The 21,631-nt window shown below is 68.6% G+C and carries 21 protein-coding genes and 1 pseudogene; 12 read left to right on the plus strand and 10 right to left on the minus strand.

Annotated elements, in window-relative coordinates; all coding sequences use genetic code 11:
* Positions 1–2: 2 nt before the first annotated feature.
* Positions 3–266 (plus strand): annotated as a pseudogene (locus tag ACZ5TL_RS35895) (Tat pathway signal protein); the annotation flags it as partial.
* Positions 267–601: 335 nt separating this feature from the next.
* Here the strand turns inward: ACZ5TL_RS35895 and ACZ5TL_RS35900 are convergent.
* The gene (locus tag ACZ5TL_RS35900) at positions 602–1,063 is read right to left on the minus strand and encodes an ATP-binding protein (protein ID WP_468594981.1); all 462 of its coding nucleotides are present in this window, start codon (positions 1,061–1,063) and stop codon (positions 602–604) included.
* A gap of 158 nt (positions 1,064–1,221) precedes the next feature.
* Here ACZ5TL_RS35900 and ACZ5TL_RS35905 point away from each other — a divergent pair, with 158 nt between their 5' ends.
* The 4 genes from ACZ5TL_RS35905 to ACZ5TL_RS35920 are packed head-to-tail and all read left to right on the plus strand — an operon-like array spanning position 1,222 to position 4,676.
* Entirely contained in the window at positions 1,222–2,625 is a 1,404-nt protein-coding gene (locus ACZ5TL_RS35905) for a helix-turn-helix domain-containing protein (RefSeq protein WP_468594982.1), read from the plus strand.
* On the plus strand, positions 2,622–3,503 hold the full coding sequence (locus tag ACZ5TL_RS35910; protein WP_468594983.1) for an aminoglycoside phosphotransferase family protein: 882 nt from the start codon (positions 2,622–2,624) through the stop codon (positions 3,501–3,503). The genes ACZ5TL_RS35905 and ACZ5TL_RS35910 overlap by 4 nt, the downstream gene beginning before the upstream one ends.
* Positions 3,504–3,558: 55 nt before the next feature.
* Complete coding sequence (locus ACZ5TL_RS35915) at positions 3,559–4,422, plus strand: HAD-IA family hydrolase (protein ID WP_468594984.1); 864 nt, start codon at positions 3,559–3,561, stop codon at positions 4,420–4,422.
* Positions 4,305–4,676 (plus strand): gamma-glutamylcyclotransferase family protein, encoded by a 372-nt coding sequence (locus ACZ5TL_RS35920; protein WP_468594985.1) that lies wholly within the window; start codon positions 4,305–4,307, stop codon positions 4,674–4,676. The genes ACZ5TL_RS35915 and ACZ5TL_RS35920 overlap by 118 nt, the downstream gene beginning before the upstream one ends.
* Positions 4,677–4,803: 127 nt before the next feature.
* On the opposite strand, the gene ACZ5TL_RS35925 is transcribed toward ACZ5TL_RS35920, so the two are convergent.
* Positions 4,804–5,067, minus strand: coding sequence for a hypothetical protein (locus ACZ5TL_RS35925; protein ID WP_468594986.1), 264 nt, complete (start codon positions 5,065–5,067; stop codon positions 4,804–4,806).
* A gap of 1,088 nt (positions 5,068–6,155) precedes the next feature.
* Between ACZ5TL_RS35925 and ACZ5TL_RS35930 the strand changes: the two genes are divergently transcribed.
* Positions 6,156–6,416, plus strand: coding sequence for a hypothetical protein (locus ACZ5TL_RS35930; RefSeq protein ID WP_280887777.1), 261 nt, complete (start codon positions 6,156–6,158; stop codon positions 6,414–6,416).
* A gap of 44 nt (positions 6,417–6,460) precedes the next feature.
* On the opposite strand, the gene ACZ5TL_RS35935 is transcribed toward ACZ5TL_RS35930, so the two are convergent.
* Together ACZ5TL_RS35935 and ACZ5TL_RS35940 are read right to left on the minus strand one after the other, a co-directional pair.
* Positions 6,461–7,957: a recombinase family protein gene (locus ACZ5TL_RS35935; protein ID WP_468594987.1), complete on the minus strand. Its 1,497-nt coding sequence runs from the start codon at positions 7,955–7,957 to the stop codon at positions 6,461–6,463.
* A gap of 261 nt (positions 7,958–8,218) precedes the next feature.
* On the minus strand, positions 8,219–9,211 hold the full coding sequence (locus ACZ5TL_RS35940; protein ID WP_468594988.1) for a DEDDh family exonuclease: 993 nt from the start codon (positions 9,209–9,211) through the stop codon (positions 8,219–8,221).
* Positions 9,212–9,510: 299 nt separating this feature from the next.
* Here ACZ5TL_RS35940 and ACZ5TL_RS35945 point away from each other — a divergent pair, with 299 nt between their 5' ends.
* Together ACZ5TL_RS35945 and ACZ5TL_RS35950 are read left to right on the plus strand one after the other, a co-directional pair.
* Positions 9,511–10,479, plus strand: coding sequence for a sterol desaturase family protein (locus ACZ5TL_RS35945; RefSeq protein WP_468594989.1), 969 nt, complete (start codon positions 9,511–9,513; stop codon positions 10,477–10,479).
* Positions 10,476–11,156, plus strand: coding sequence for a lysoplasmalogenase (locus ACZ5TL_RS35950; protein ID WP_468594990.1), 681 nt, complete (start codon positions 10,476–10,478; stop codon positions 11,154–11,156). The genes ACZ5TL_RS35945 and ACZ5TL_RS35950 overlap by 4 nt, the downstream gene beginning before the upstream one ends.
* A gap of 12 nt (positions 11,157–11,168) precedes the next feature.
* On the opposite strand, the gene ACZ5TL_RS35955 is transcribed toward ACZ5TL_RS35950, so the two are convergent.
* From ACZ5TL_RS35955 to ACZ5TL_RS35965, 3 genes are all read right to left on the minus strand, one after another.
* Positions 11,169–12,182, minus strand: coding sequence for a CopD family protein (locus ACZ5TL_RS35955; protein ID WP_468594991.1), 1,014 nt, complete (start codon positions 12,180–12,182; stop codon positions 11,169–11,171).
* 248 nt (positions 12,183–12,430) lie between these two features.
* Complete coding sequence (locus ACZ5TL_RS35960) at positions 12,431–13,951, minus strand: S8 family peptidase (protein ID WP_468594992.1); 1,521 nt, start codon at positions 13,949–13,951, stop codon at positions 12,431–12,433.
* Positions 13,952–14,015: 64 nt separating this feature from the next.
* Positions 14,016–15,545, minus strand: a complete 1,530-nt coding sequence (locus ACZ5TL_RS35965; RefSeq protein WP_468594993.1) for a S8 family peptidase — start codon at positions 15,543–15,545, stop codon at positions 14,016–14,018.
* Between the two features lie 251 nt (positions 15,546–15,796).
* Here ACZ5TL_RS35965 and ACZ5TL_RS35970 point away from each other — a divergent pair, with 251 nt between their 5' ends.
* The 3 genes from ACZ5TL_RS35970 to moaA all read left to right on the plus strand — a co-directional run bounded on the left by ACZ5TL_RS35970 (position 15,797) and on the right by moaA (position 18,937).
* On the plus strand, positions 15,797–16,153 hold the full coding sequence (locus ACZ5TL_RS35970; RefSeq protein WP_468594994.1) for a DUF485 domain-containing protein: 357 nt from the start codon (positions 15,797–15,799) through the stop codon (positions 16,151–16,153).
* Positions 16,150–17,775, plus strand: coding sequence for a solute symporter family protein (locus tag ACZ5TL_RS35975; protein ID WP_468594995.1), 1,626 nt, complete (start codon positions 16,150–16,152; stop codon positions 17,773–17,775). Before ACZ5TL_RS35970 ends, ACZ5TL_RS35975 begins: the two co-directional genes overlap by 4 nt.
* Before the next feature lie 172 nt (positions 17,776–17,947).
* Positions 17,948–18,937: a GTP 3',8-cyclase MoaA gene (moaA, locus tag ACZ5TL_RS35980; RefSeq protein ID WP_468594996.1), complete on the plus strand. Its 990-nt coding sequence runs from the start codon at positions 17,948–17,950 to the stop codon at positions 18,935–18,937.
* 13 nt (positions 18,938–18,950) lie between these two features.
* Here the strand turns inward: moaA and ACZ5TL_RS35985 are convergent, their stop codons facing one another.
* Positions 18,951–19,163 (minus strand): hypothetical protein, encoded by a 213-nt coding sequence (locus ACZ5TL_RS35985; protein WP_468594997.1) that lies wholly within the window; start codon positions 19,161–19,163, stop codon positions 18,951–18,953.
* A 216-nt stretch (positions 19,164–19,379) separates the two neighbouring features.
* Positions 19,380–19,775 (minus strand): DUF3099 domain-containing protein, encoded by a 396-nt coding sequence (locus ACZ5TL_RS35990; RefSeq protein ID WP_468594998.1) that lies wholly within the window; start codon positions 19,773–19,775, stop codon positions 19,380–19,382.
* A gap of 240 nt (positions 19,776–20,015) precedes the next feature.
* Between ACZ5TL_RS35990 and ACZ5TL_RS35995 the strand changes: the two genes are divergently transcribed.
* Positions 20,016–20,291, plus strand: coding sequence for a GlsB/YeaQ/YmgE family stress response membrane protein (locus ACZ5TL_RS35995; protein ID WP_468594999.1), 276 nt, complete (start codon positions 20,016–20,018; stop codon positions 20,289–20,291).
* Positions 20,292–20,352: 61 nt separating this feature from the next.
* On the opposite strand, the gene tyrS is transcribed toward ACZ5TL_RS35995, so the two are convergent.
* Positions 20,353–21,621 carry a tyrosine--tRNA ligase gene (gene tyrS / locus ACZ5TL_RS36000; protein WP_468595035.1) on the minus strand — a complete coding sequence of 423 codons (1,269 nt, stop codon included), beginning with the start codon at positions 21,619–21,621 and terminating at the stop codon, positions 20,353–20,355.
* Between the last annotated feature and the right edge of the window lie 10 nt (positions 21,622–21,631).

The raw sequence follows: 21,631 nt of genomic DNA on the forward strand, positions 1-21,631 counted from the left end.
CGCAGGCCGTGTACCTCGGGCACCCACGCAGGGCGCTCGCCCTGGCCGACGCCTCGATGTCCCGCGACCGCTACGGCCAGGCCAGCCATCGTGAGAAGACGCTGCTGGCGATCGTCCACGCCCGCACACTTGCGGCCGAGGGTGACCGAGCCGGCACCCTCGCGGCCATCAGCCGCCCAGAGCGAGACCTCGCCCGCGCCGACACCAACGAAGCGCCCGCCCGCGTCGGCTTCTTCCAGGAAGCCTCCCTCGCCCACGAGACGGCCCCGCTCGTCGACCACTGGCGCGACGCAGCGGAACGCCCGGAGACAGGCTTGCCGTAACTCCTCGACGCTGGAGTCCCTGCGGGCATACATCACGCCCTGCCCGCGGGAATGCGGAAGGTAGACCAGGAAGTACGAGCGTCCTCGCTAACGTCTCCCTCCCAAGAGAGGTTCCGCGTGAGGGCCGGGTCCCAACCCGAAGCCGCATTCGAGTTTTCCGAACTCAGCGTCGCTGGCGATGAACCGCCGTCGGCCTTCGTGTCGGCCCTGGGGAACGGCGGCGAGTGCCGGCACATTGTGGTGGTCCTTTCGGGTCTCGTGAGAAGCAGGGAAAGCGACTACGCGGAGTGCAGGATCGTGGCCCAAACGTCTTTGCCGTGTGCAGTGGACGAGCAGCCGTATCTGTCGCTGAGTTTCTTGATCAGCATCAGGCCGCGACCGCCTTCGTCGTTGTCGCCAGCCGAGACGGGAGCTGGGAGCAGGGGGTGCGGGTCACTGACGCACAGGAAGACCCCGTCGGGGGTGCGGGTGAGGACGACCTTCACTGGAACCGAGGACTCATCCGCCTTGCGGGCGTGCTGGAAGGCGTTAGCCAATAGTTCGGACGCAGTGAGAGTGACCCGCCAGTCGAGTTCGGTCAGGCCCCACAGACGTAGGCACGCGCTGACGAGCTCACGCACGCCCGAGACGGCAGAGGCTGTCAGAGCGACGTCGATTTCGCATGCTCCGGAACGCGTCCGGACCGCAGCGCTCGTGCCTTCCGCAACGGGCTGTTGAGCCTCCATCAGGTATGCCTTCACGGGGAGTCCCTCGTTCGACGAAATCTCTTCAACCGGCGCCGGATGCGGTGTGTACTGGGGTGGCGGCCGTGAGCAACCATTGAGCCAGGCCGACAGAACTGCGTGCAGATCTTGATTCGGAAACCTCGATCTTCCGTTTCGCGAGCGAGGAACAGCCCATGCCAAGACCCGAGAAGCAGTTGACTCCGGACGCGTCTCCGCGTGACTGGTTCGGCCATGAACTGCGGACCTGGCGCAAGAAGCGCGGCCCTCTCACGCACGCCGAGTTGGGTGTGAAAGTGCAGGTCAGCGGTTCACTCATTGAGAAGATCGAGAAGGGGACTGCTACCTGCTCGAAGGACTTGGCTGAGCGCTTGGACGAGGTCCTGCAGACGGATGGAGTCCTCACCCGGGCGTGGGGGATGGTGTTCGGGCAAACGGAAAAACCCCGCCCCGAAACGGAAAGTGCACCCCCTGGCAGGGCGGAGGCGTCGGTTCAGATCCATGAAGGCCGCATCCTGGGCAGAGGTAGTACAACACCTCCAAGCGGGAGCCCTGCCTCTGTGGACCGTCGCGCCTTCCTCGCCACTAGCGGCCTTGCCGCCATCGCCCCCATAGACCTCGTCCACCTCGTGACCCCAGCCGCCCCCCGGGAGATCCCGACTCAGATCCGCCCGCGCGAGATCGGGCAGCTGAAGTCGCTGGCCGACGTTATCCATCGCCAGGACAACGAGTACGGAGGCGGCGGCGCGGTGCGAGAACTCGCCCGCGGTGCCATCATGTGGGGCGCCTCCCTGCTGCCGGTGCCCTGCCCCGAGCCCCTGCGGCCTGAACTCCTAGCCTCTGTAGCCCGGTTAGGGATCGTCGTCGGCGCCTCGCAGTTCGACGCGTACGCCCACGACGATGCCCGAGTCAGCTTCCGGCTAGCCGCTGAGTGCGCGGAAGAAGCCGGGGAGTGGCACCTGCGCGCCAAGACGTACTCGTTCATGGCCCGGCAGGAAATCTGGGTCGGAGATCCGGATGCTGGCCTAACCCACGCAGAGAAGGGTCTGGTGCGCTCCGACCGACTCACCGCGACCGAGCGTGCCATGCTGCACACCGCACGCGCCCGCGCCTTCGGCAAGATGCGCGACGTAGCCAACACCCTGCGCGCGGTCGGAGAAGCCGACGCCGCGTTCGAACAGTCCGACCCGGCACAGGATCCGCCGTGGATGGCCTACTACGACTACGCCCAGCACCACGGCGACACCGCCCACGCGCTGTTCGATCTCGCGGTCCACGCGGACCAGGACCCCGGGCAGGCGGCCCGCCGCTTCGAAATCGCGGTGAAAGGCCACGGCAACGCCTTCGCCCGCTCGCGCGCCATCTCCGAGACAAAACTCGCTTCCCTGGTCATGGCCAAGGGCGACGATCCGCGGCACGCGGTCGTGCTCGGCCACCGAGCGCTGGACGACGTCGGCAAGCTGACCTCCTGCCGGGCCGCCGATGACCTTAGGGAACTCGCCCGGTTCGCAGGCACTCACCGGAAGCTCCCCGAGGCCAGCGACCTGCGCGAACGCATCGCGGCTACGGTGCAGGCGTGACCACTTCGCCCACGCCCACCCAAGCCGTACTTGAGGAGGCGTGCCTCGCCGCCGGCCTCGACGCGACCAACGCCCAACCGATACGGATCGCCGAGAACGCCATATGGCGTCTGCCCGGGGGGATGGTGGTGCGCATCGCTCGGCCCGGCCAGTCCGCCGCCGCAACGCGCGAGGTGCAGGTCGCCCGCTGGCTGGCCGCCCAGGGCGTGCCCGCCGTACGCGCCCTTGACCTGCGGCAGCCGGTAGCAGCCAGCGGACACCCGGTGACGTTCTGGCAAGAGCTGCCACCACACGAAATCGGGACCGTCACCGACGTCGTCGTGCTCCTCAAGCAACTGCACGCCCTGCCGAAACCAGACCTGCCACTGGGCGAGCTGGACCCGTTCGTCCGGCTGGTTGAGCGCATCGACGCAGCGAGCACGATTTCTGACGATGACCGGCAGTGGCTGAACGGCCGGCTTGAAGATCTCAAGCAGCAATGGGCTTCGAGGCCGAAGGGCCTTCCCGAGTGTGTAGTCCACGGGGATGCATGGGTCGGCAACGTGGCGCGCACGGAGGCCGGCCCGTTGTTGATGGACTTCGAGCGCGCTTCGTTTGGCCCGCCGGAGTGGGATCTCGTGTCGACCGCCGTGAAGCTCACCACGACCGGCGCGGTGTCTGCCGAGGAGTACGCCGTGTTCTGCGAGACCTACGGCGTTGACGTCACGGAGTGGGAAGGGTATGAACTCCTCGCCGACGCACGCGAGTTGCGTATGGCGACGTACGCCGCGCAGCACGCCGCCAGCCGCCCGGAGTGGCGGCGCGAGGCGCAATACCGCATTGACTGCTTGCGCGGCCGGGCCGGGGCGCCGCCGTGGCGATGGAAGGGAATCATGTAGCCAACGACCGGCCCGCTACCAGCTGCTCACGCCTGTACGTATAAAGGAAGCTGCTTTGCCAATTCAGCGCCGCGGCCTGATTCTGGATTTCGGCGGCGTACTCACCACCTGCATGAGGCTGAACGGGCAGGCGTTCGAGAGGTCAGAGGGCCTGAAGCCCGGCGAATACTTCGCGGCCCTCAACGAGGACCCCGAAGGCATTGCGATCTACGCAGCGCTGGAGGTGGGGAAGGCGACGCAGAAGGACTGGAACCGTGTCATCGGCGGCATCCTCGGCGGCGACCCCACCAACTTGATGCAACGAGCGCTCGCCAACCTCCATCCCGAGCCGCAGATCGTCGCCGTGGCGAGGCGTGCCCTCGCAGCCGGCATCAAGGTCGCCATGCTCAGCAACAGCTTTGGGATCGAGCCTTACAACCCGGATGCCGACAAGGGCATGTGGACCGACTTCTTCGACGTGGTGATCCTCTCGGAGCTGGAGGGAGTGCGGAAGCCGTCCCCAGCCATCTACGAGCGAGCCCTCGACGCCTTGGGGTTGACCGGCCCGGAGTGCGTGTTCGTGGACGACCACGCAGAGAACTTGCCGCCGGCCGAAACTCTGGCACACCACGGACCCTGCCCCTACTGCCGCCATCCTGGACTCTCTGCTGCTCGACCCAGCCCCAGCACGAACCAACGGAGGCATCCATGGCGAAACCGAACGCGGCGGACCGCTCGGAGGGATTACAAGCTCATCTGCCGAACCGACTTGCTGACCGGCCGACGGCACTGTTCGTCTACGGAACTCTCCAGTTCGAGTCGGTGCTCGCGGGCCTCATCGGGCGCGCCCCCGAGCGCCAGCCCACCACTACGCTGGGTTGGCGCGCAGCAGCCCTCGAAGGCCGCGTATACCCGGGTCTCGTCTCCGCTCCCGGAGTAGAAACCCGCGGCCTGTTGTTGACGGGGATGAATGAACGAGAGTGGCGAATCCTCGATGCCTTCGAAGATGATCGGTACCACCTGCAGCGCATCGATGTGACTTGCAGGTCTGCTGCTTGGGCGTATGTCTGGCCGGGCGGAGAAGTGCAGGTGGAGGACTGGGACGCGGTGGGGTTCCAGGAGCGCCACCTTCAGGCATACGCCGGGCGCTGTGCTCGAATCGCCTCGGAGCTGGCGGCCAGAGCTGGCTACTGAAGTCCAGAATGACTCATGCCGACCTCCAGCCGCCGGGCCTGGGTCTCTCGCCTGCAGCTGGGCACGCTGTAGATGTCGGCGGGGCAACTCATTTCTGAGGCGCGGCTTACCCAGGGCGCGAGCTTTCTCACGATGCGGGCTTGATCAGGTCGAGTGCGTGGTCGGGATGTGACCGGTAGTGATCGACTGCGGCGGCGTGGTTGCGCCAGCCGGCGAGGTCGGCGAGCGCGAGGACGGTGTTGCGCAGGCTGGCCATGGCGCTGGGTGCGTTGCCGGTGCGGATCTTCGAGGCGTCTTCGCGCAGGGTCACGTCGCGCAGGTGGTGCAGGGCTTCCACGCCCCAGTGCTCGCGGATGTGTTCGCCGAGCTGGGCAGCGGTGACTTGGTGCATGGTCAGGTCGGTGAGGGCGTAGACCCGTTCGAAGGTGAGCTTGCCGGTGGCCAGGACGCGGCGGCGGCGCGCGATCTGCAGGACCTGGTCGGCGTGGGGGGAAGGGCAGGCCGGGGACGGTGGCCGCCTTGAGACGGCGGATCTCGTCGCGGCCGTGCGCGGTGGAGCGGGTCTTGTGGGCGGACACTGCCCCGCTCCTCACCCTGCCACTCGCGCAAAGAAACGGTCCGTGAACTTCGCTGCGCGGGCGCACAACATAGACCACGATCGCCGGTTAGCCAAACCGGCGATCGTGACGACCATTGGGGGTGTTCGCAGCGGCTGTGCTTGGCGGTGGAGCCGTTGCGGACGCAGCCGGTAGTGCCGCAATACGCGAGGAGGTAATGAGCGGCCCCTGTCTGCGGCTTCCCTGAAATCGGCAGCGCCGTTCGCTGAAAACAGTGATACCCGTGTCGAGTTGGCGTGGACTCTCTGGTGTTGCTGATCCCGCTCTGTCGCTCTGGGGGCTCCTTCCCGAGGAACTCCACCTGATGTGCCGATCTTCGATACCTCCTGCCCATTGCCTCGTGCTGGCAGCCTCGTACACCTCCCTCACCGAGTCCGAGTCGCCCGCGATCACGACGCGGCGCTTTGACCGTCGAGGGAGCAACCGGCCGCTGCCACTGGAAGAGGTGGCCGAATGGCTGAAGGTTAGCGACGTCCCGGTGTGGAACGAGTACCGCCATTGGGTCCTGGCGAGTCAAACGGGCAGGCCGAGCGTGATTGCGAGTGAGAACAAGGCACAAGAGGAAAAGGCATGACGCTGCACCCCGGGTCCGGCGAAAGCAGGAAGGCGTACGGCACTGTCTGATCGACCCGACAGACAAAATTTCTTCGAGGATTCTTTGACGCGTGAAGAGTGGCTTGAGAAATGGCTGTCTGAAGCACCGGTCCTGACCGAGGAGCAGGCAGACGAGATCCTGGAACTGATGGAGCTGAAGTGACAGAAGTGCAGAGAGGACGAGTCGCTACGCCGACCAGGTAAAACCTCCGGCCGGCAGAGCGCCGTCAGCTTGCCAGCGTCCTCCCTTCCCTTGACTATGCCGCGTATGACACGTTGCGAAGTGTGTGGCAATGACTACGACCTGGCCTTCACCGTGGAGACCCAGGACGGTTCCCGTCACGTATTCGATTCGTTCGCCTGCGCGATCCACCGTATGGCACCCATCTGCGAGCACTGCCGGGTCCAGATCATCGGCCAGGGAGTCGAGGCCGAGGGGCACTGGTACTGCGGCGCGCACTGCGCCCGCGCAGAGGGAAAGGTGGGCATCGTGGACAAGGTGGGAAGTGCGCACAGCTCCGCCTCATAGCAAAAGGACCCCTCTCACACGGGAGGGGTCCTTTTGTTTCGTTGTCAGGCGGTGTAGAACACCGGCTCTGCTCGTGCAGCGTTGAACCGGCCGCCTCGGCTTTGGGCTGGGTGGATGACCACCGCCCTGAGCACTTTTCTGGCGATGATCCGCTGACGCTCGATCGACAGGTTCCCCCAGCCGTTCGACAACAGCTCCTCCGTGATGGCACGAGTGCCAGCTGGGATCGTGTGGTCTGCCCTGTCCACCAGCAGCTCGTTCTTGCGGGCGTTGAGGTCATCGAGCGTCGTGACGTACGAGGCGGCGCGAACCTTCTTGGCTTCCCAGAGGGCCTGAAGTTCCGCGATCTGCTCTTCCACGTCCTTCAGCTCGGCCTCACGTGCCCACGGTTCCGAATCCGCGGGGACCTGCTTCTTCTTGCTGGCTCTGAGCACCTGGAGCCAGACGAGATCCTGGACTAGCTCGTCCAGCTGTGGACCGTCAATGCTGAGTGCCCCGCAGTGCTCCGGGCGCTGCTTGTTGCAGTTGTAGTTGAACGTCTGGGTGCGCTTACCCTTCGCCCACTTCGGGTGGCCTTTCAGACCCGCCCCGCATCGGCCGCAACGTGCGATGGCAGTCAAGAAGTATTGAACGTTGGCAGTGCCAACCTCCTGCCGCGCGGTCGCTTCTTTCTTGGCCTGAACCAGGTACCAGGTGTCAAGGCTGGCGAAGATCGGGTCCCAATCACCCATGACGATCTCGTTCTCATCGTCGTAGATGATCTCTTCGTTGTAGGTGCGAATGCCCCAGTTTCGAGGGGCAAGGATCATGGCTTTGGTACCGCCCCAGGTGAAGTGCTTACCAGTGGCGGGGTTGATCACCCCTGGACCCTTCTCGTCATCAGCGAGCCACTTCATGATCGTGGCTACCTTGTCCCCCTTGAGGTACTTTTCTACGGCCTGCTTCCTGATTTTCGAAGTCTCGGGGTTCAGCTTGCTCGGGTCGTCGTCCATCCAGCCGTAGACGCGTCCCGTCGCGTGAGACTTCCCCTTCTTGGCCTTGGCGACGTTCGCCCGGATGACTCGACGTCTGGTGTCTTCGGAAGACTTGTTGGCGATGTTCACGAAGAGGCGGGCCGAGAAGCGGCCGTCCGAACTGGTGAGGTCGAAGTTCTGCCCCGACAGTGTCTTGAAGACCAGAGGTTCCTTCGTGGTCTCGTAGATGTCGATGACCCGCTCAAGGTCCCGCGGCTGCCGGTACACGCGGTCGATGTCGTAGGCCAGGATGCCGCTGATGCGGCCATTCTTTAGATCCTTGACCATCTGCTCGAAGTCGGGGCGACGGACGTTGCGCTTGAAGGCGCTCAGGTTGTTGTCCTCGTACCACTTGACCGGTGCGCCAGCGGCCAGGGTCTCGATGTCCTCGCGCTGGCGTAGGACGCCCTTGCGCTCTTCCTCGGCGGCTCCCTCGGGCGTCAGTAGCCCCGCCTTCACAGCTCTACGTATGTCTGCAAGGTCCGCATCCGAGATGCGACAGTACCCCCCGACAGGCTTGGTCAGCACGCGGTTCCCCCTCCTCTGAACTGTGCTGATGTGTGAAATTTGACCGTGCCGATACCTTAGATCCGAGTAGTCATCTCAGTCAAACAGGAGTACCGCCCCCTGCGCGTGCACCTCGAAGGTCATTCCGTACTGATTGCCACAAACCTCACAGGTCGCCATGCGCCACAGGGTGGGCCGCCCGCCCCGGGCCGGGCGAGCGGCCGCCGGGCGAGTCGCCCGGCAATCACCCGTCCGTACGGTCGGCCTCCGCCGCGCGTCCGGTCATCCCCCGGACGCCGGCTCCACGTCCGCGAGGAGTTGCCCGAAGGCCGCCTCGTCCACGATCGGCGTGCCGAACTGGCGGGCCTTGACCACCTTGGACGTGCCTGAGTCCGGGTCGTTCGTGACGAGCAGGCTGGTGAGCCGGGACAGACTGGAGGCCACGTGCAGCCCGGCGTCCGTCGCGCGGTCCTCCAGCAGCTCCCGCTCGGTCGAGGTGTCACCGGAGAAGGCGACCCGCATCCCCTGCTTGAGCCGTCCGCCCGCCGCGTAGCGCCCGGGGTTGGGGTAGGGGCAGGCGGGGCGCTTCCGGGCAGGGCGCCAACCGCCCGGGCGGTAGCCGCCGTAGCCCGCCTGCTGCCCGATCCGGGGCGTGGCCGGGCGGTCCGTCCACTCGGTCAGCGGCCGGCACTCGTGCAGCGGCAGCCGTACGTTGTTCGCCGCCGCGGCCCGGAGGCTGGGCCGGAACGCCTCCGCCAGTACGCGCGCGTCGTCCAGCGCGTGGTGTGCCCGCTGCTGGACGACGCCGAAGTGCGCGGCGAGGGACTCCAGCTTGTGGTTGGGCAGCGGGAGCCCGAGCTCCTTGGAGAGCGCGATGGTGCACAGCCGCTGCCGCACCGGCGCCTCGCGCTTCGCGCGCGCGTACTCCCGGGCGATCATCTGCCAGTCGAAGACGGCGTTGTGCGCGACGAGCACACGCCCCGTCAGCCGGGCCGCGAACTCCTCGGCGATGTCCGGGAAGAGGGGCGCGCCCTCGAGCGCCTCGCTCGTCAGTCCGTGGATCCACACCGGGCCGGGGTCGCGCTCGGGGTTGACCGTCGTGTACCAGTGGTCCTCGACCTCGCCGCGCGCGTCCAGCCGGTAGACGGCCGCGGAGATGATGCGGTCGTCCCGGGCCAGGCCCGTGGTCTCCACGTCAACGACCGCGTATCCCTGGGGATACGCGGTCGGCCACGCCGTGGCAGAGAACACTGCGGTCGTCAGGTCTTCCAGCATGGTTCCTGAGGATACGGGCCACGACTGACACCACTGTCCGTCAGGTGCGCCGGCGGGGCCCGCCCGATGCTCCCTCAGGCGTGTTGTCCGGTCTGTCCGTTCGCGGGGCGTACGTCTGATCGGATCCCTGGTGGCATCTCGTCCGTCGGTGCCGGTCGGCTTCCGTCGGCCTCCGCCGATGCCCGTCTCGGCCGGGGGCCGGATTGGCGGAGATCGCCAAGAAGCAAGCGCGTACCGTCGGTAATACTTGTCGGTAACAACGTCTAGGCGGGGCCGGGCGGCGGTCCTACGGTGCTTGCATGCCGAACCTGCCCGATGTCGTGCTGTGGTCGATCCCCGCTTTCGTGCTGCTCACCGTGGTCGAGATGGTGAGCTGCCGTCTCCACCCCGACGAGGACGCGGCGGGCTACGAGGCGAAGGACGCCGCCACGAGTGTCGGCATGGGGCTCGGCAGCCTGGCCTTCGACTTCCTCTGGAAGATCCCGATCCTGGCCCTCTACACGGCCCTTTACGAACTCACCCCCCTGCGCGTCCCCGTGCTGTGGTGGACGGTTCCGCTGATGCTGCTCGGGCAGGACTTCTTCTACTACTGGTCGCACCGCGGCCACCACGTCATCCGCATCCTGTGGGCCTGCCACGTCGTCCACCACTCCAGCCGGAAGTTCAACCTCACCACCGCGCTGCGCCAGCCCTGGACGTCCCTGACCGTGTGGCCGTTCTACGTCCCCCTCATCCTCGCCGGTGTGCACCCCGCCGCGCTCGCGTTCTGCTCCTCGGCGAACCTCGTCTACCAGTTCTGGATCCACACCGAGCGCATCGACAGGATGCCCCGCTGGTTCGAGTCCGTCTTCAACACGCCCTCACACCACCGCGTGCACCACGCCTCCCAGGGCGGCTATCTCGACCGCAACTTCGGCGGCATCCTCATCGTCTGGGACCGGCTGTTCGGATCGTTCGTCGCCGAGACCGAGCGGCCCCGGTACGGGCTGACCAAGAACATCGACACGTACAACCTGCTGAAGGTGGCGACGCACGAGTACGTGGCCATCGCGAAGGACCTGAAGGCGGCGCGCAGTTGGGGAGAGCGTGCGGGACGGGTGTTCCGGGGGCCGGGCTGGGGCCCGGCACGGGTCACCGCACCGGCACCGTCGCCGGCCGGTGAGAGCACGCGGACCGGTGGGAGTGCGTCGGCCGGTGGGGGCGCGTCGGCGGGTGAGGCCGTCTCGGTGGGCGAGGCCGCGCAGGCCGGGAAGGGCCCGTCGGCGTGAATCCCACGCGCCTTGTCCTGGCCGCCTTCGGCCTCGTCGCGGCCGTCGACCTGGTCTGTCTCGCGGCCGGCTTCGACGCGGGGCACACCGTGGCCAAGCCCCTGCTGATGCCGCTCCTGGCCGGCTGGGCCGCACTGCGCCGGGCGCCCGGGACGCTCCTGGCAGCTCTGCTGTTCGGGTGGGGCGGGGACGTCCTGCTCCTGTCCGACGCCGAACCCGCCTTCCTCGCCGGCATGGCCTCCTTCGCGGCGGGACACGTCTGCTACCTCGTCCTGTTCACGGCGTACGGCAGCCGGAACGCGGTCCCACGCGCGCGTGCGCTCGTCCTGGCCCTCGGCTACGCCGCCGCCCTGGTCGCGACCATCGCGCTGCTCTTGCCTGACCTGCCCGCCGACCTGCGCGTCCCCGTCGCCGGGTACAGCCTCCTGCTGACGGCCATGGCCTACCGGTCCGCCACCCGGCTCGGCCTGTTCGCCGGACTCGGAGGGGCGCTTTTCCTGCTCTCCGACACGCTCATCGCGACCGGCGTCGCCGACTGGCCGCAGCTGCCCCGGCCCGACTTCTGGATCATGCTCACCTACATCGCCGCGCAGGCCCTGCTGGCCGGCGGCGCGCTCGGGGCCCTCGACGCGCGGAGGGCACCGGCCGCCACCTACGGCGAGATGCGCGCTTTCTGAGACCGCCGCGCGTCACCAGCGGATGGGCACCGGAAGCGCAGTCAGCAGGCCGGACGCCGCGACCACCAGGCCCAGGGCGACGACCTCCGCCCGGGCCGGGGCGCAGGCCGTCAGCGGGTCGGCCGCCCGGCGCAGCCGTCGTCGTGCCCACCCCGCGAGGGCGGCGACCGCGGCCACGAGGAGCACCTTGGCGAGCAGCGCGCGTCCGTACGCGGTCGCCGTCAGCTGCTCGAGGATCGTCCCCGGCGGCATCCGGCGCAGGGAACTGCCCACGCCCGTCGCGGTGATGGCGGCGAGCAGAACGACCGCCACGCGCGCGTAGCGGCCCAGCAGCGCCGCGCCCGCCGTGCCCTGCCGCAGCCGGAGGATGCGCAGGGCGTGCAGCAGACCGCCCACCCACAGCGCCGCGCAGGTGAGGTGGACCAGCGTCAGCCCCGAGCCGGTCAGCGGGCTGTGCTCGGTCGTGGGGTGGGCGCGCAGGGCCTCGGCGACGACCACGGCGGCCAGCGGCCACACCTGCGTGGCCGGGCGCCGCGACACGGCGCACAGTCCCGCCACGAGGAACGCGTTGACCTCCAGCAGGGCGAGCTTGCCGTCCCGGGAGGTGTAGAGCCCGCCGACGTCGACGTCCGACAGGCCGCCCGGCACCAGATTGCCCGTGGCCACCACCGAGGCGAGCCCGAGGGCAGCGGCGAAACCGGCGGCGGCCGCGAAGGGCGACCAACTGCGCGGCATGCCCGAGGGGCCGGTCTCCGAGCCCGGCACGGACCGCGCCAGCCGGTTCACGAACAGCTCGCCGACCGGTATGCACAGCGCCGCGAACAGCACCGTGCGCAGCAGGGCTATGCCCCCGGCGCCGGGCGCCTCCGCCTCCCCGGTGCCGTGCAGCGCGGTGGACGGGCCGAGCAGCGGGATCGACGCGGCCAGCGCCACGAGCACCAGGACGGCGGCGGCCCGGCCGGCTCCGGCGCGCCGCACAGGGCCGCAGGCATCGGCCGCCCCGGGGGTGGATCTTGTCAAGGTCACCCCGAAATCTTCACCAGCCTCCACAGGACGGGGCAAGTCCGGAAGAAGAGTCCGTCAGCCCTCGACGCGGCTGACCACCACAGCCGCACCTCCTTCTGCGCATCCGCCGGCCGCCGCACCACTCCACGTCGCCGGATCCTCGTCCACGTCCACGTACACGTCCACGTCCATGGCGGGAGATCCTGCCGCGGACACGAAGCGGGCCGGGCAGGTGTCCCCGCCCGGCCCGGCCTGCCTTCACATCAGCTCTACTTGGTCACCGCGTCCAGCGCGTCCGTGATGCCCCAGCCGTAGAAGCCGTTGCGGTTCTTGGAGCCCTCGCACACCGCGTCGATCTTGCCGTCGGCGTCGATGTCGTACGGGTCCGTGCACGGCGTGGCGTCGGCCTCCGCGTACAGGAGGGCCTTGACCAGGGCCGGAGAGGCGTACGGGTGCGTCGACTTGATGAGGGCGGCGACGCCCGCGACGTGCGGGGACGCCATCGACGTACCGGCCATGTAGCCCCACTTGCCGCCCGGCAGCGTGCCCAGGATGAGGCCGCTCGTGGCCGGCGCGTCCGGCTTCTGGTAGGCGGTCGAGTCGCCGCCCGGGGCGGCTATGTCCGCGACGCCCAGCCCGTAGTTGGAGAAGGACGACTTGATGCCCTTCGCACCCGTCGAGGCGACCGTGACGACGCCCGGCAGCTGGGTCGGGATGTCGAGGCACTTCGAGGGGTCGACGACCCGGTCGCCCGGCGTGGTGTCGTTCGGGGACGACGGGTCGGTGATCTCGTCGGAGGCCAGGTCGTAGTTCTCGTTGCCGGCCGCCGCGACGTTGACCGCGCCCTTCTTCTCCGCGTACCGCGAGGCCCGGGTGACGGCGTCCAGGAGCGCCTTCTGGTCCGGGTCGTTCTTGCAGTTGAAGTACCAGGGGTCCGTGTAATAGCTGTTGTTCGTCACGTCGACCCCGTGCTCGGCCGCCCACACGAAACCGCAGACCACGGCCTCCGTGTAGAAGAAGCCGTCCGGGTTGGACACCTTGATGCCGGAGACCTTCACCCCGGGCGCCACACCGGTCATGCCGACGCCGTTCTTGGCGGCGGCTATCTCACCGGCGACATGCGTGCCGTGCGGGCTCTCCTCGGCGCTCGGCCGCCAGGCCCCGTCGGACGTGTCCGGCTTGCCCGAGACGCAGTTGACCGACGCCTCGCGGTCGAAGTTGGGCGCGATGTCCGGGTGGGTGTCGTCGACGCCGGTGTCGATCACGGCGACCGTGACCTTGTCGCTGCCCAGCGACTTCTCGTGCGCCTTGTCCGCCTTGATCGCGGGCAGGTCCCACTGCTGGGGCTGCAACGGGTCCTGCCCGGCCGGTGCCTCGGCCCGGGCGACCTCGGCCGCGCTCAGCACCTTCGGCGCGCCCAGGTCACCCGTCGCCGCCGACGGCAGCGGCGCGGTCCGGGTGGCCCCGGCCGACTGCACCCCGCGCACCTTGCGGACGGTCTTGGCGAAGTCGGGGTTCGAGGAGTGGACGACGATGACGCCGATCTGGTCGTACGACGTCACGATCGTCCCGCCGGCCTTGGTGACGGCCTTCTTCACGTACGCCGAAGTGCGGTGCCCCGGCTTGACGTTGACGACGTAGCTCAGCGGGGTCGCGTCGGCCGAGACCGCCGCGGGGGCGTCCTCGGCGGCCGTGGCGGCGGTGTTCGGCAGGAACGCGAGGGCCGTGGCCATGGCCATCCCGGCCGGAATGGCGACGGCGCGGCGGTAGCGCGCGTACGGCGCGGTCATTCTGTCTCCAGTTCGTTCACGGTACGAGCTGACTTTGCGGAAGGTCTCAGTGGCGCGAGTCCGGTCACTTGACCGCGCGCAGCGCGTTGACGATGCCGTGGCCGTAGAAGCCGTTGTTGTGCTTGCCGCCCTCGCAGACCGCGTCCTGCGTGCCGTCGCCGTCCTGGTCGTAGGACGTGGGGCAGGCGGTCGGGTCGGCCTGTGCCTTCAGCATCGCCTGGAGCTGGGCCGGGGAGGCCCAGGGGTGCTTGGACTTCAGGAGCGCGGCGACACCGGAGGCGTGCGGCGAGGCCATCGAGGTGCCCTGCAGGAACGCCCACGCGCCGTTCGGCATGGTGGACAGGATGCGGCCGTCCTTCGAGGGCGTGTCCGGGATCTGGTAGCGGCGGTCACCACCCGGCGCGGCGACGTCGACGACGCCCTTGCCGTACGTCGAGAAGTACGACTTCACGTTGTCGACGCCCGTGGAGCTCACCGTGACGACACCCGGCAGCTGGGTCGGGATGTCGAGGCACTCGTGCGGGTCGATCGTGCGCTCGGCGGGCGTGGTGTCGTTCGGGCTGGAGTCGTCGACGATCGCGTCCGCGTCCAGGTCGTGGTTGGAGTTGCCCGCGGCGGCGACGTTGAGCGTGCCCTTCCTCTGGGCGTACAGCTGGGCCCTGTTGACCGCGTCGACGATGGCCCGCTGGTCGGGGTCGTCCATGCAGTTGTACAGCCACGGGTCGACGTAGTAGCTGTTGTTCGTGATCTCGACGCCGTGGTCGGCGGCGAACACGAACGCGCACACGACGCTCTCCGGGTAGAAGAGGCCGCTCGCCCGGTCGGTCACGTTGATGCTGGACACCTTCACACCCGGAGCCACGCCCGCCACCCCGACTCCGTTGCGGGCGGCGGCTATCTCACCGGCGACGTGCGTGCCGTGGTAGTCCTCGGGGGTGTACGGCCGCCAGGCGCCCTCGCTGGTGTCGGGCTTGCCGCCGGCGCAGTTGGCCGACTGGGCGGCGGAGAAGTTCGGGGCGATGTCCGGGTGGGTGTCGTCCACGCCGGTGTCGATCACGGCGACGGTCACCTTGCGGCTGCCCGGGTTGATCTTCGCGGCCTGGTCGGCGCCGATCGCGCGCAGGTCCCACTGGTCCGCTTCGAGGGGCTCGCTCTCGGGCGTCTTCGCCGACGCGGCCTCGGCGCGCTTCGCCTGGGCGGCCGTCAGGTACTCGACCGCGCCCTCCTGCTTCGTCCCCGCGGCGGTCAGGGGCGCCGTCCGCGTCGCACCCGCCGACTTGACCCCGCGGGCCTTGCGTATGGTCGTGGCGAAATCGGCGTTCGAGGAGTGGACGACGATCACGCCGATCCGCCCGTACGTGGCCACGACCGAGCCGCCGGCCTTCCCGATCGCCTTCTTCACCGACGCGATCGTGTGACGGTTGACCTTGGTGTTGACGACGTACGCCAGCTTCGGCGCGTCCGCCGCCCGGGTGACCGACTCCGCCTGCGGGGCCGCCGACGCGGCGGCGGGCAGGAAGCCCAGCGAGGCGGTCAGCGACAACACGACGGGTACGGCGAGCGCGAGCCGACGTCTGGAACGCGAGTGAGACATGGGGTCTCCACATCCTCCGGAACGAAACCGGCCCGAGGCACAGGTGGTGCTCGGGCAGGTACATGACGAGTGGTGCAGAGTGAAGCTATCCCGGGCTCTCGCTGGCCAGCAACGTTTTGCCGAAACGACTTCGGAAAGAACGCCGCGCGGTTGAACCGGTTCTCCCGTGCCGCCGTGACGTTGAACAAGGAGCGCGAGGCACTCGCCCCCGTCCCCCTTCCCGACCGCTTCCGTCATTGCGAGGAGACTCCGTGGCCACCGACACACCTCCCCCCTCGAAAGAGCAATACAAACTCCCCTCACCCGAGGAGTTCACCGAGGTGCAGGAGAGCGCGGAGTTCGGTGAACTGCGCCGCTCCTACCGCTCCTTCGCCTTCCCGTTGACCGTCGGCTTCATCGCCTGGTACCTGCTGTACGTCCTGCTCTCGAACTACGCGGGCGGCTTCATGGGCACCAAGCTGTTCGGCAACATCAACGTCGCCTTCGTCCTCGGCGTCGCCCAGTTCGTTACCACGTTCCTCATCGCCTGGTGGTACTCGCGGCACGCCGCCGCGAAGCTCGACCCCAAGGCCGAGGCCATCAAGTCCCGGATGGAGAACGGCGCATGAGCCCCGTACAGCAGACCTTCCTCGCCGCGAACGAGGCCAGCGAGCACCGCCCGCTGATCATCACCCTGTTCGCGCTGTTCGTCGTCGCGACCCTCGGCATCACCGTCTGGGCGGGCCGCCAGACCAAGGACGCCGCCGACTTCTACGCCGGCGGGCGCCAGTTCAGCGCCTTCCAGAACGGCCTCGCCGTCTCCGGCGACTACATGTCCGCCGCCTCGTTCCTCGGCATCGCGGGCGCCATCGCCCTCTTCGGCTACGACGGCTTCCTTTACTCCATCGGCTTCCTGGTCGCCTGGCTGGTCGCCCTGCTCCTGGTGGCCGAGCCGCTGCGCAACTCCGGCCGCTACACCATGGGCGACGTCCTCGCCTACCGCATGCGCCAGCGCCCGGTCCGCACCGCCGCCGGTACCTCCACCATCGTCGTGTCGATCTTCTACCTGCTCGCCCAGATGGCCGGCGCCGGCGTCCTCGTCTCGCTGCTGCTCGGCATCACCTCCGACGCCGGCAAGATCCTCATCGTCGCCCTCGTCGGCCTCCTGATGATCGTCTACGTCTCCATCGGCGGCATGAAGGGCACCACCTGGGTCCAGATGGTCAAGGCCGTGCTGCTCATCGGCGGCACCCTCCTGATCACCTTCCTGGTGCTGCTGAAGTTCAACTTCAACATCTCCGACCTGCTCGGCACGGCCGCCGCGAACAGCGGCAAGGGCGCCGCCTTCCTGGAGCCCGGCCTCCAGTTCGGCGCGACCGGCACCTCCAAGCTGGACTTCCTCTCCCTGGGCATCGCCCTGGTGCTCGGCACCGCCGGTCTGCCGCACATCCTGATCCGCTTCTACACGGTGCCCGACGCCAAGGCCGCCCGTAAGTCCGTCAACTGGGCCATCGGCATCATCGGCGGCTTCTACCTGATGACGATCGCGCTCGGCTTCGGCGCCGCCGCGCTCATCTCGCAGGAAGAGATCATCGCGTCCAACCCGTCCGGCAACACCGCGGCCCCACTGCTCGCCCTGCACCTCGGCGGCGTCGACTCGACCTGGGGCGCGATCCTGCTCGCCACGATCTCGGCGGTGGCCTTCGCGACGATCCTCGCCGTGGTCGCCGGACTCACCCTCGCCTCGTCGTCGTCCTTCGCGCACGACATCTACGCCAACGTCATCCGCAAGGGGGAGGCCTCCGGGGCGGAGGAAGTGCGTGCGGCCCGCTGGGCGACCGTGCTCATCGGCGTCGTCTCCATCGGCCTGGGCGCCCTCGCCCGCGACCTGAACGTGGCCGGCCTGGTCGCGCTCGCCTTCGCGGTCGCGGCCTCCGCCAACCTGCCGACGATCCTCTACAGCCTGTTCTGGAAGCGGTTCACCACCCAGGGCGCCCTGTGGTCGATCTACGGCGGCCTGATCGTCGCCGTCGGCCTGGTGCTGTTCTCGCCGGTCGTCTCCGGCGACCCCAAGGCGATGTTCCCCGAGGTCGACTTCGCCTGGTTCCCGCTGAAGAACCCGGGCATCATCTCCATCCCCTTCGGCTTCCTCATGGGCTGGCTCGGCACGGTCCTGTCCAAGGAGGAGCCGGACGCCAAGAAGTTCGCGGAGCTGGAGGTCAGGTCCCTGACCGGCACCGGCGCCCACTGAGCACGACCCCTGCCACGCGGCCGTGTCGTAGGAACCTCCAGGTCCCTGCGGCGCGGCCGCGTCGTGCGTCGTGGGATCGAGGCCTGTGGTGATGTCGGTGCGGTCGCGTAGGCTCGCAGGAGTCGGAGAAACCGTGCCGCACGCACGATCCGCGTCGAGGGAGGGGGCCCACGTGCTCATCGACACCTACGGCCGAGTGGCCACCGACCTGAGGGTCTCGCTGACCGACCGGTGCAATCTGCGCTGTACGTACTGCATGCCCGAGGAGGGCCTGCAGTGGCTGGCCAAGCCGGACCTGCTGAACGACGACGAGATCGTCCGCCTGATCGACATCGCGGTCACGTCCCTCGGCATCGAGGAGGTCCGCTTCACCGGCGGCGAGCCCCTGCTGCGCCCCGGCCTGGCCGGCATCGTCGAGCGCGTCGCGGCCCTGGACCCCCGCCCGCAGATGTCGCTCACCACCAACGGCATCGGCCTCAAGCGCACGGCCGCGGCTCTGAAGGCGGCGGGCCTGGACCGGGTCAACGTCTCCCTGGACACGCTCCGGCCCGACGTCTTCAAGACCCTCACCCGCCGCGACCGCCACAAGGACGTCCTCGAGGGCCTGTACGCCGCCCGTGACGCCGGTCTCACCCCGGTCAAGGTCAACTCGGTCCTGATGCCGGGGCTCAACGACGACGAGGCCCCCGACCTCCTGGCCTGGGCCGTGGAGCACGACTACGAGCTGCGCTTCATCGAGCAGATGCCCCTGGACGCCCAGCACGGCTGGAAGCGCGACGGCATGATCACGGCCGGCGACATCCTGGCCTCGCTGCGCACGCGTTTCGAGCTGACCGCCGAGGGCGAGGACAAGCGCGGTTCGGCCCCGGCGGAGCGCTGGCTGGTCGACGGCGGCCCGCACGTGGTGGGTGTGATCGCCTCGGTCACCCGGCCCTTCTGCGCGGCCTGCGACCGCACTCGCCTGACGGCCGACGGCCAGGTCCGCACCTGCCTGTTCGCCCAGGAGGAGACGGACCTGCGCGCGGCGCTTCGCTCGGGCGCCCCCGACGAGGAGATCGCCCGCATCTGGCGCCTGGCGATGTGGGGCAAGAAGGCGGGAGCGGGTCTGGACGACCCGACGTTCGTCCAGCCGGACCGCCCGATGTCGGCGATCGGCGGCTGAGCGGCTGGACCCCTTAGTCGGTCTCTTCCCACTCCTGGAGCAGAACGACGTCCTTCAAGAACCCCCGCACCCCGAGGAACTGCGACAGATGCTCGCGATGCTCCTCGCAGGCCAGCCATGTCTTGCGCCGCTCAGGCGTATGCACCTTCGGGTTGTTCCAGGCCAGCACCCACACCGCATCGACACGGCAGCCCTTCGCGGAACAGATGGGCGTCTCGTCACTCACAGGTTCGTCTCACCACTGCACACAGAAAAGGCGACGCCGAGCAGCCACGGGGGGAGCTGCCCGGCGTCGGTCCGTCGCTCCGACGGGGGATGCGGAGCGCGTACGAAGTATGTCACGGGTAACCCCGGGCCCGGCACTGGAACAACATGATTGATCTGAGCTTTTCTTGAGCTTGGCGGGAAGTTGACTTCCGTTTGTGATCGCCTCGCGGGTGCCCTACCGCTCGTGCGACTCCGCCCGCGCCCCCGGCATCGTCCCCGACACGGCATCTTCCGCGGCGGATTCCGCCGGCCCGTCCTGCGGCTCCGGGGGCGCGATCATGGGCCGCGCCGGTGGCGCCACGAACGTTGACGGCAGAGACGGCGCGTTCTCGCGCCCCGCGTTCGCGATCACCACCGCGATGTACGGCAGCACCAGCCCGAGCACCAACGCCACGATGGCCACGTGCCGTTCGACGTTCCACAAGGTGGCCGCGAGGATCACGGAGATCGTGCGGACCGTCATCGAGATCACGTACCGGCGCTGCCGGGCGCGTACGTCGTCCTGCAGCCCCGCCCGGGCGCCGGTGATCCGGAAAACCTGGACGTTGCCGCCGCCATGCTGCTTCCGCATCGCATTCCACCATCCGCCCGTATTCGGACTCTCCCCGCCCCGTAGCGGCCTGGGCCGACCGGGGCCCCGGCCAGGACACTTCCACGGTACGCCGCGTCCGCGTCGGCTACGAGGCCGGGTTCCGTCCTGCCCGGGCGAGCAGCCCGGGCCGTAGCGCGTACGGCTTTCCCGGCGTGCGGCGCAGGGCGTCTGGGCCGACACTGGCCGTAGTGCTCACGTCGAGCCGTGGAGGAGGCAGCGATGGGCTGGTTGTGGGCGATCCTCGTGGGGCTGGTGCTCGGTCTGCTCGCCAAGGCGATCATTCCGGGCAAGCAGCACATTCCCCTGTGGCTGACCGTCATCCTGGGCATGATCGGCGCCATCGCCGGCAATGCCATCGCCCGGGCGGCCGGTGTCGAAGCCACAGCGGGCATCGACTGGTGGCGCCATGTTTTCCAGCTGGTGGCCGCGATCATCCTCGTCGGTCTCGGCGACCGGGCGTGGACGGCGGCCAGGGGAGACAGACGCAGGGCATGACGGGGCGCACGGCGAAGGGGGTGGCGTCCGCACCGGAGGCCACCCCCTTCGCCGTGCGGGCTCAGCCGCCCGTGACCTCGACCGCCGCCAGGTTCTTCTTGCCCCGGCGCAGCACCAGCCAGCGGCCGTGCAGCAGGTCCTCCTTGGCGGGGACGGTGTCCTCACCGACGACCTTCACGTTGTTCACGTAGGCGCCGCCCTCCTTGACCGTGCGGCGCGCGGCCGACTTGCTGGCCACCAGACCGACCTCGGCGAACAGGTCGACGGCCGGACCGAGCTCGGCCACCTGGACGTGCGGCACCTCGGAGAGGGCCGCGGCCAGCGTCCTCTCGTCGAGCCCCGCCAGCTCGCCCTGCCCGAAGAGGGCCTTGGACGCGGCGATCACGGCGGCCGTCTGGCCGGCGCCGTGCACCAGCGTCGTCAGCTCCTCGGCTAGGGCTCGCTGCGCGGCGCGGGCCTGCGGACGCTCCTCCGTCTGCTTCTCCAGCTCCTGAAGCTCCTCGCGGGAACGGAAGGACAGGATGCGCATGTACTTCGAGATGTCCCGGTCGTCCACGTTCAGCCAGAACTGGTAGAACGCGTACGGCGTCGTCATCTCCGGGTCGAGCCAGACGGCGCCGCCCTCGGTCTTGCCGAACTTGGTGCCGTCCGCCTTGGTCATCAGCGGTGTCGCCAGCGCGTGCACGTCGGCGTGCGGCTCCAGGCGGTGGATCAGGTCCAGGCCCGCCGTGAGGTTGCCCCACTGGTCGCTGCCGCCCTGCTGCAGCGTGCAGCCGTAGCGCCGGTAGAGCTGGAGGAAGTCCATGCCCTGCAGGAGCTGGTAGCTGAACTCCGTGTAGCTGATGCCCTCGGAGGACTCCAGTCGGCGGGCCACGGAGTCCTTCGTCAGCATCTTGTTGACGCGGAAGTGCTTGCCGATGTCCCGGAGGAACTCGATCGCGGAGAGGTTCTCCGTCCAGTCGAGGTTGTTGACCATGACGGCCGCGTTCTCGCCCTCGAAGGTCAGGAACGGCTCGATCTGGGCGCGCAGCCTGTCGACCCAGCCGCCGACCGTCTCCGGGTCGTTCAGTGTGCGCTCCGCGGTCGGGCGGGGGTCGCCGATCAGGCCCGTGGCACCGCCGACCAGCGCCAGCGGCCGGTGACCGGCCTGCTGGAGCCGGCGCACGGTGAGCACCTGCACCAGGTGCCCCACGTGCAGCGACGGCGCGGTCGGGTCAAAACCGCAATAGAACGTGACGGGACCGTCCGCGAGCGCCTTGCGCAAAGCGTCCTCGTCAGTGGACAGGGCGAACAGCCCGCGCCACTTCAGCTCGTCGACGATGTCCGTCACGGTTCTCATG

This window comes from Streptomyces sp. NPDC033136 (assembly GCF_055578235.1).

Coding starts and splice junctions, on each gene's coding strand:
- ACZ5TL_RS35905 (WP_468594982.1), top strand. CDS start 1,222: ATGCCAAGACCCGAGAAGCAGTTGACTCCGGACGCGTCTCCGCGTGAC.
- ACZ5TL_RS35925 (WP_468594986.1), bottom strand. CDS start 5,067: ATGCACCAAGTCACCGCTGCCCAGCTCGGCGAACACATCCGCGAGCAC.
- ACZ5TL_RS35930 (WP_280887777.1), top strand. CDS start 6,156: ATGACACGTTGCGAAGTGTGTGGCAATGACTACGACCTGGCCTTCACC.
- ACZ5TL_RS35940 (WP_468594988.1), bottom strand. CDS start 9,211: ATGCTGGAAGACCTGACGACCGCAGTGTTCTCTGCCACGGCGTGGCCG.
- ACZ5TL_RS35945 (WP_468594989.1), top strand. CDS start 9,511: ATGCCGAACCTGCCCGATGTCGTGCTGTGGTCGATCCCCGCTTTCGTG.
- ACZ5TL_RS35960 (WP_468594992.1), bottom strand. CDS start 13,951: ATGACCGCGCCGTACGCGCGCTACCGCCGCGCCGTCGCCATTCCGGCC.
- ACZ5TL_RS35965 (WP_468594993.1), bottom strand. CDS start 15,545: ATGTCTCACTCGCGTTCCAGACGTCGGCTCGCGCTCGCCGTACCCGTC.
- ACZ5TL_RS35975 (WP_468594995.1), top strand. CDS start 16,150: ATGAGCCCCGTACAGCAGACCTTCCTCGCCGCGAACGAGGCCAGCGAG.
- ACZ5TL_RS35990 (WP_468594998.1), bottom strand. CDS start 19,775: ATGCGGAAGCAGCATGGCGGCGGCAACGTCCAGGTTTTCCGGATCACC.
- ACZ5TL_RS35995 (WP_468594999.1), top strand. CDS start 20,016: ATGGGCTGGTTGTGGGCGATCCTCGTGGGGCTGGTGCTCGGTCTGCTC.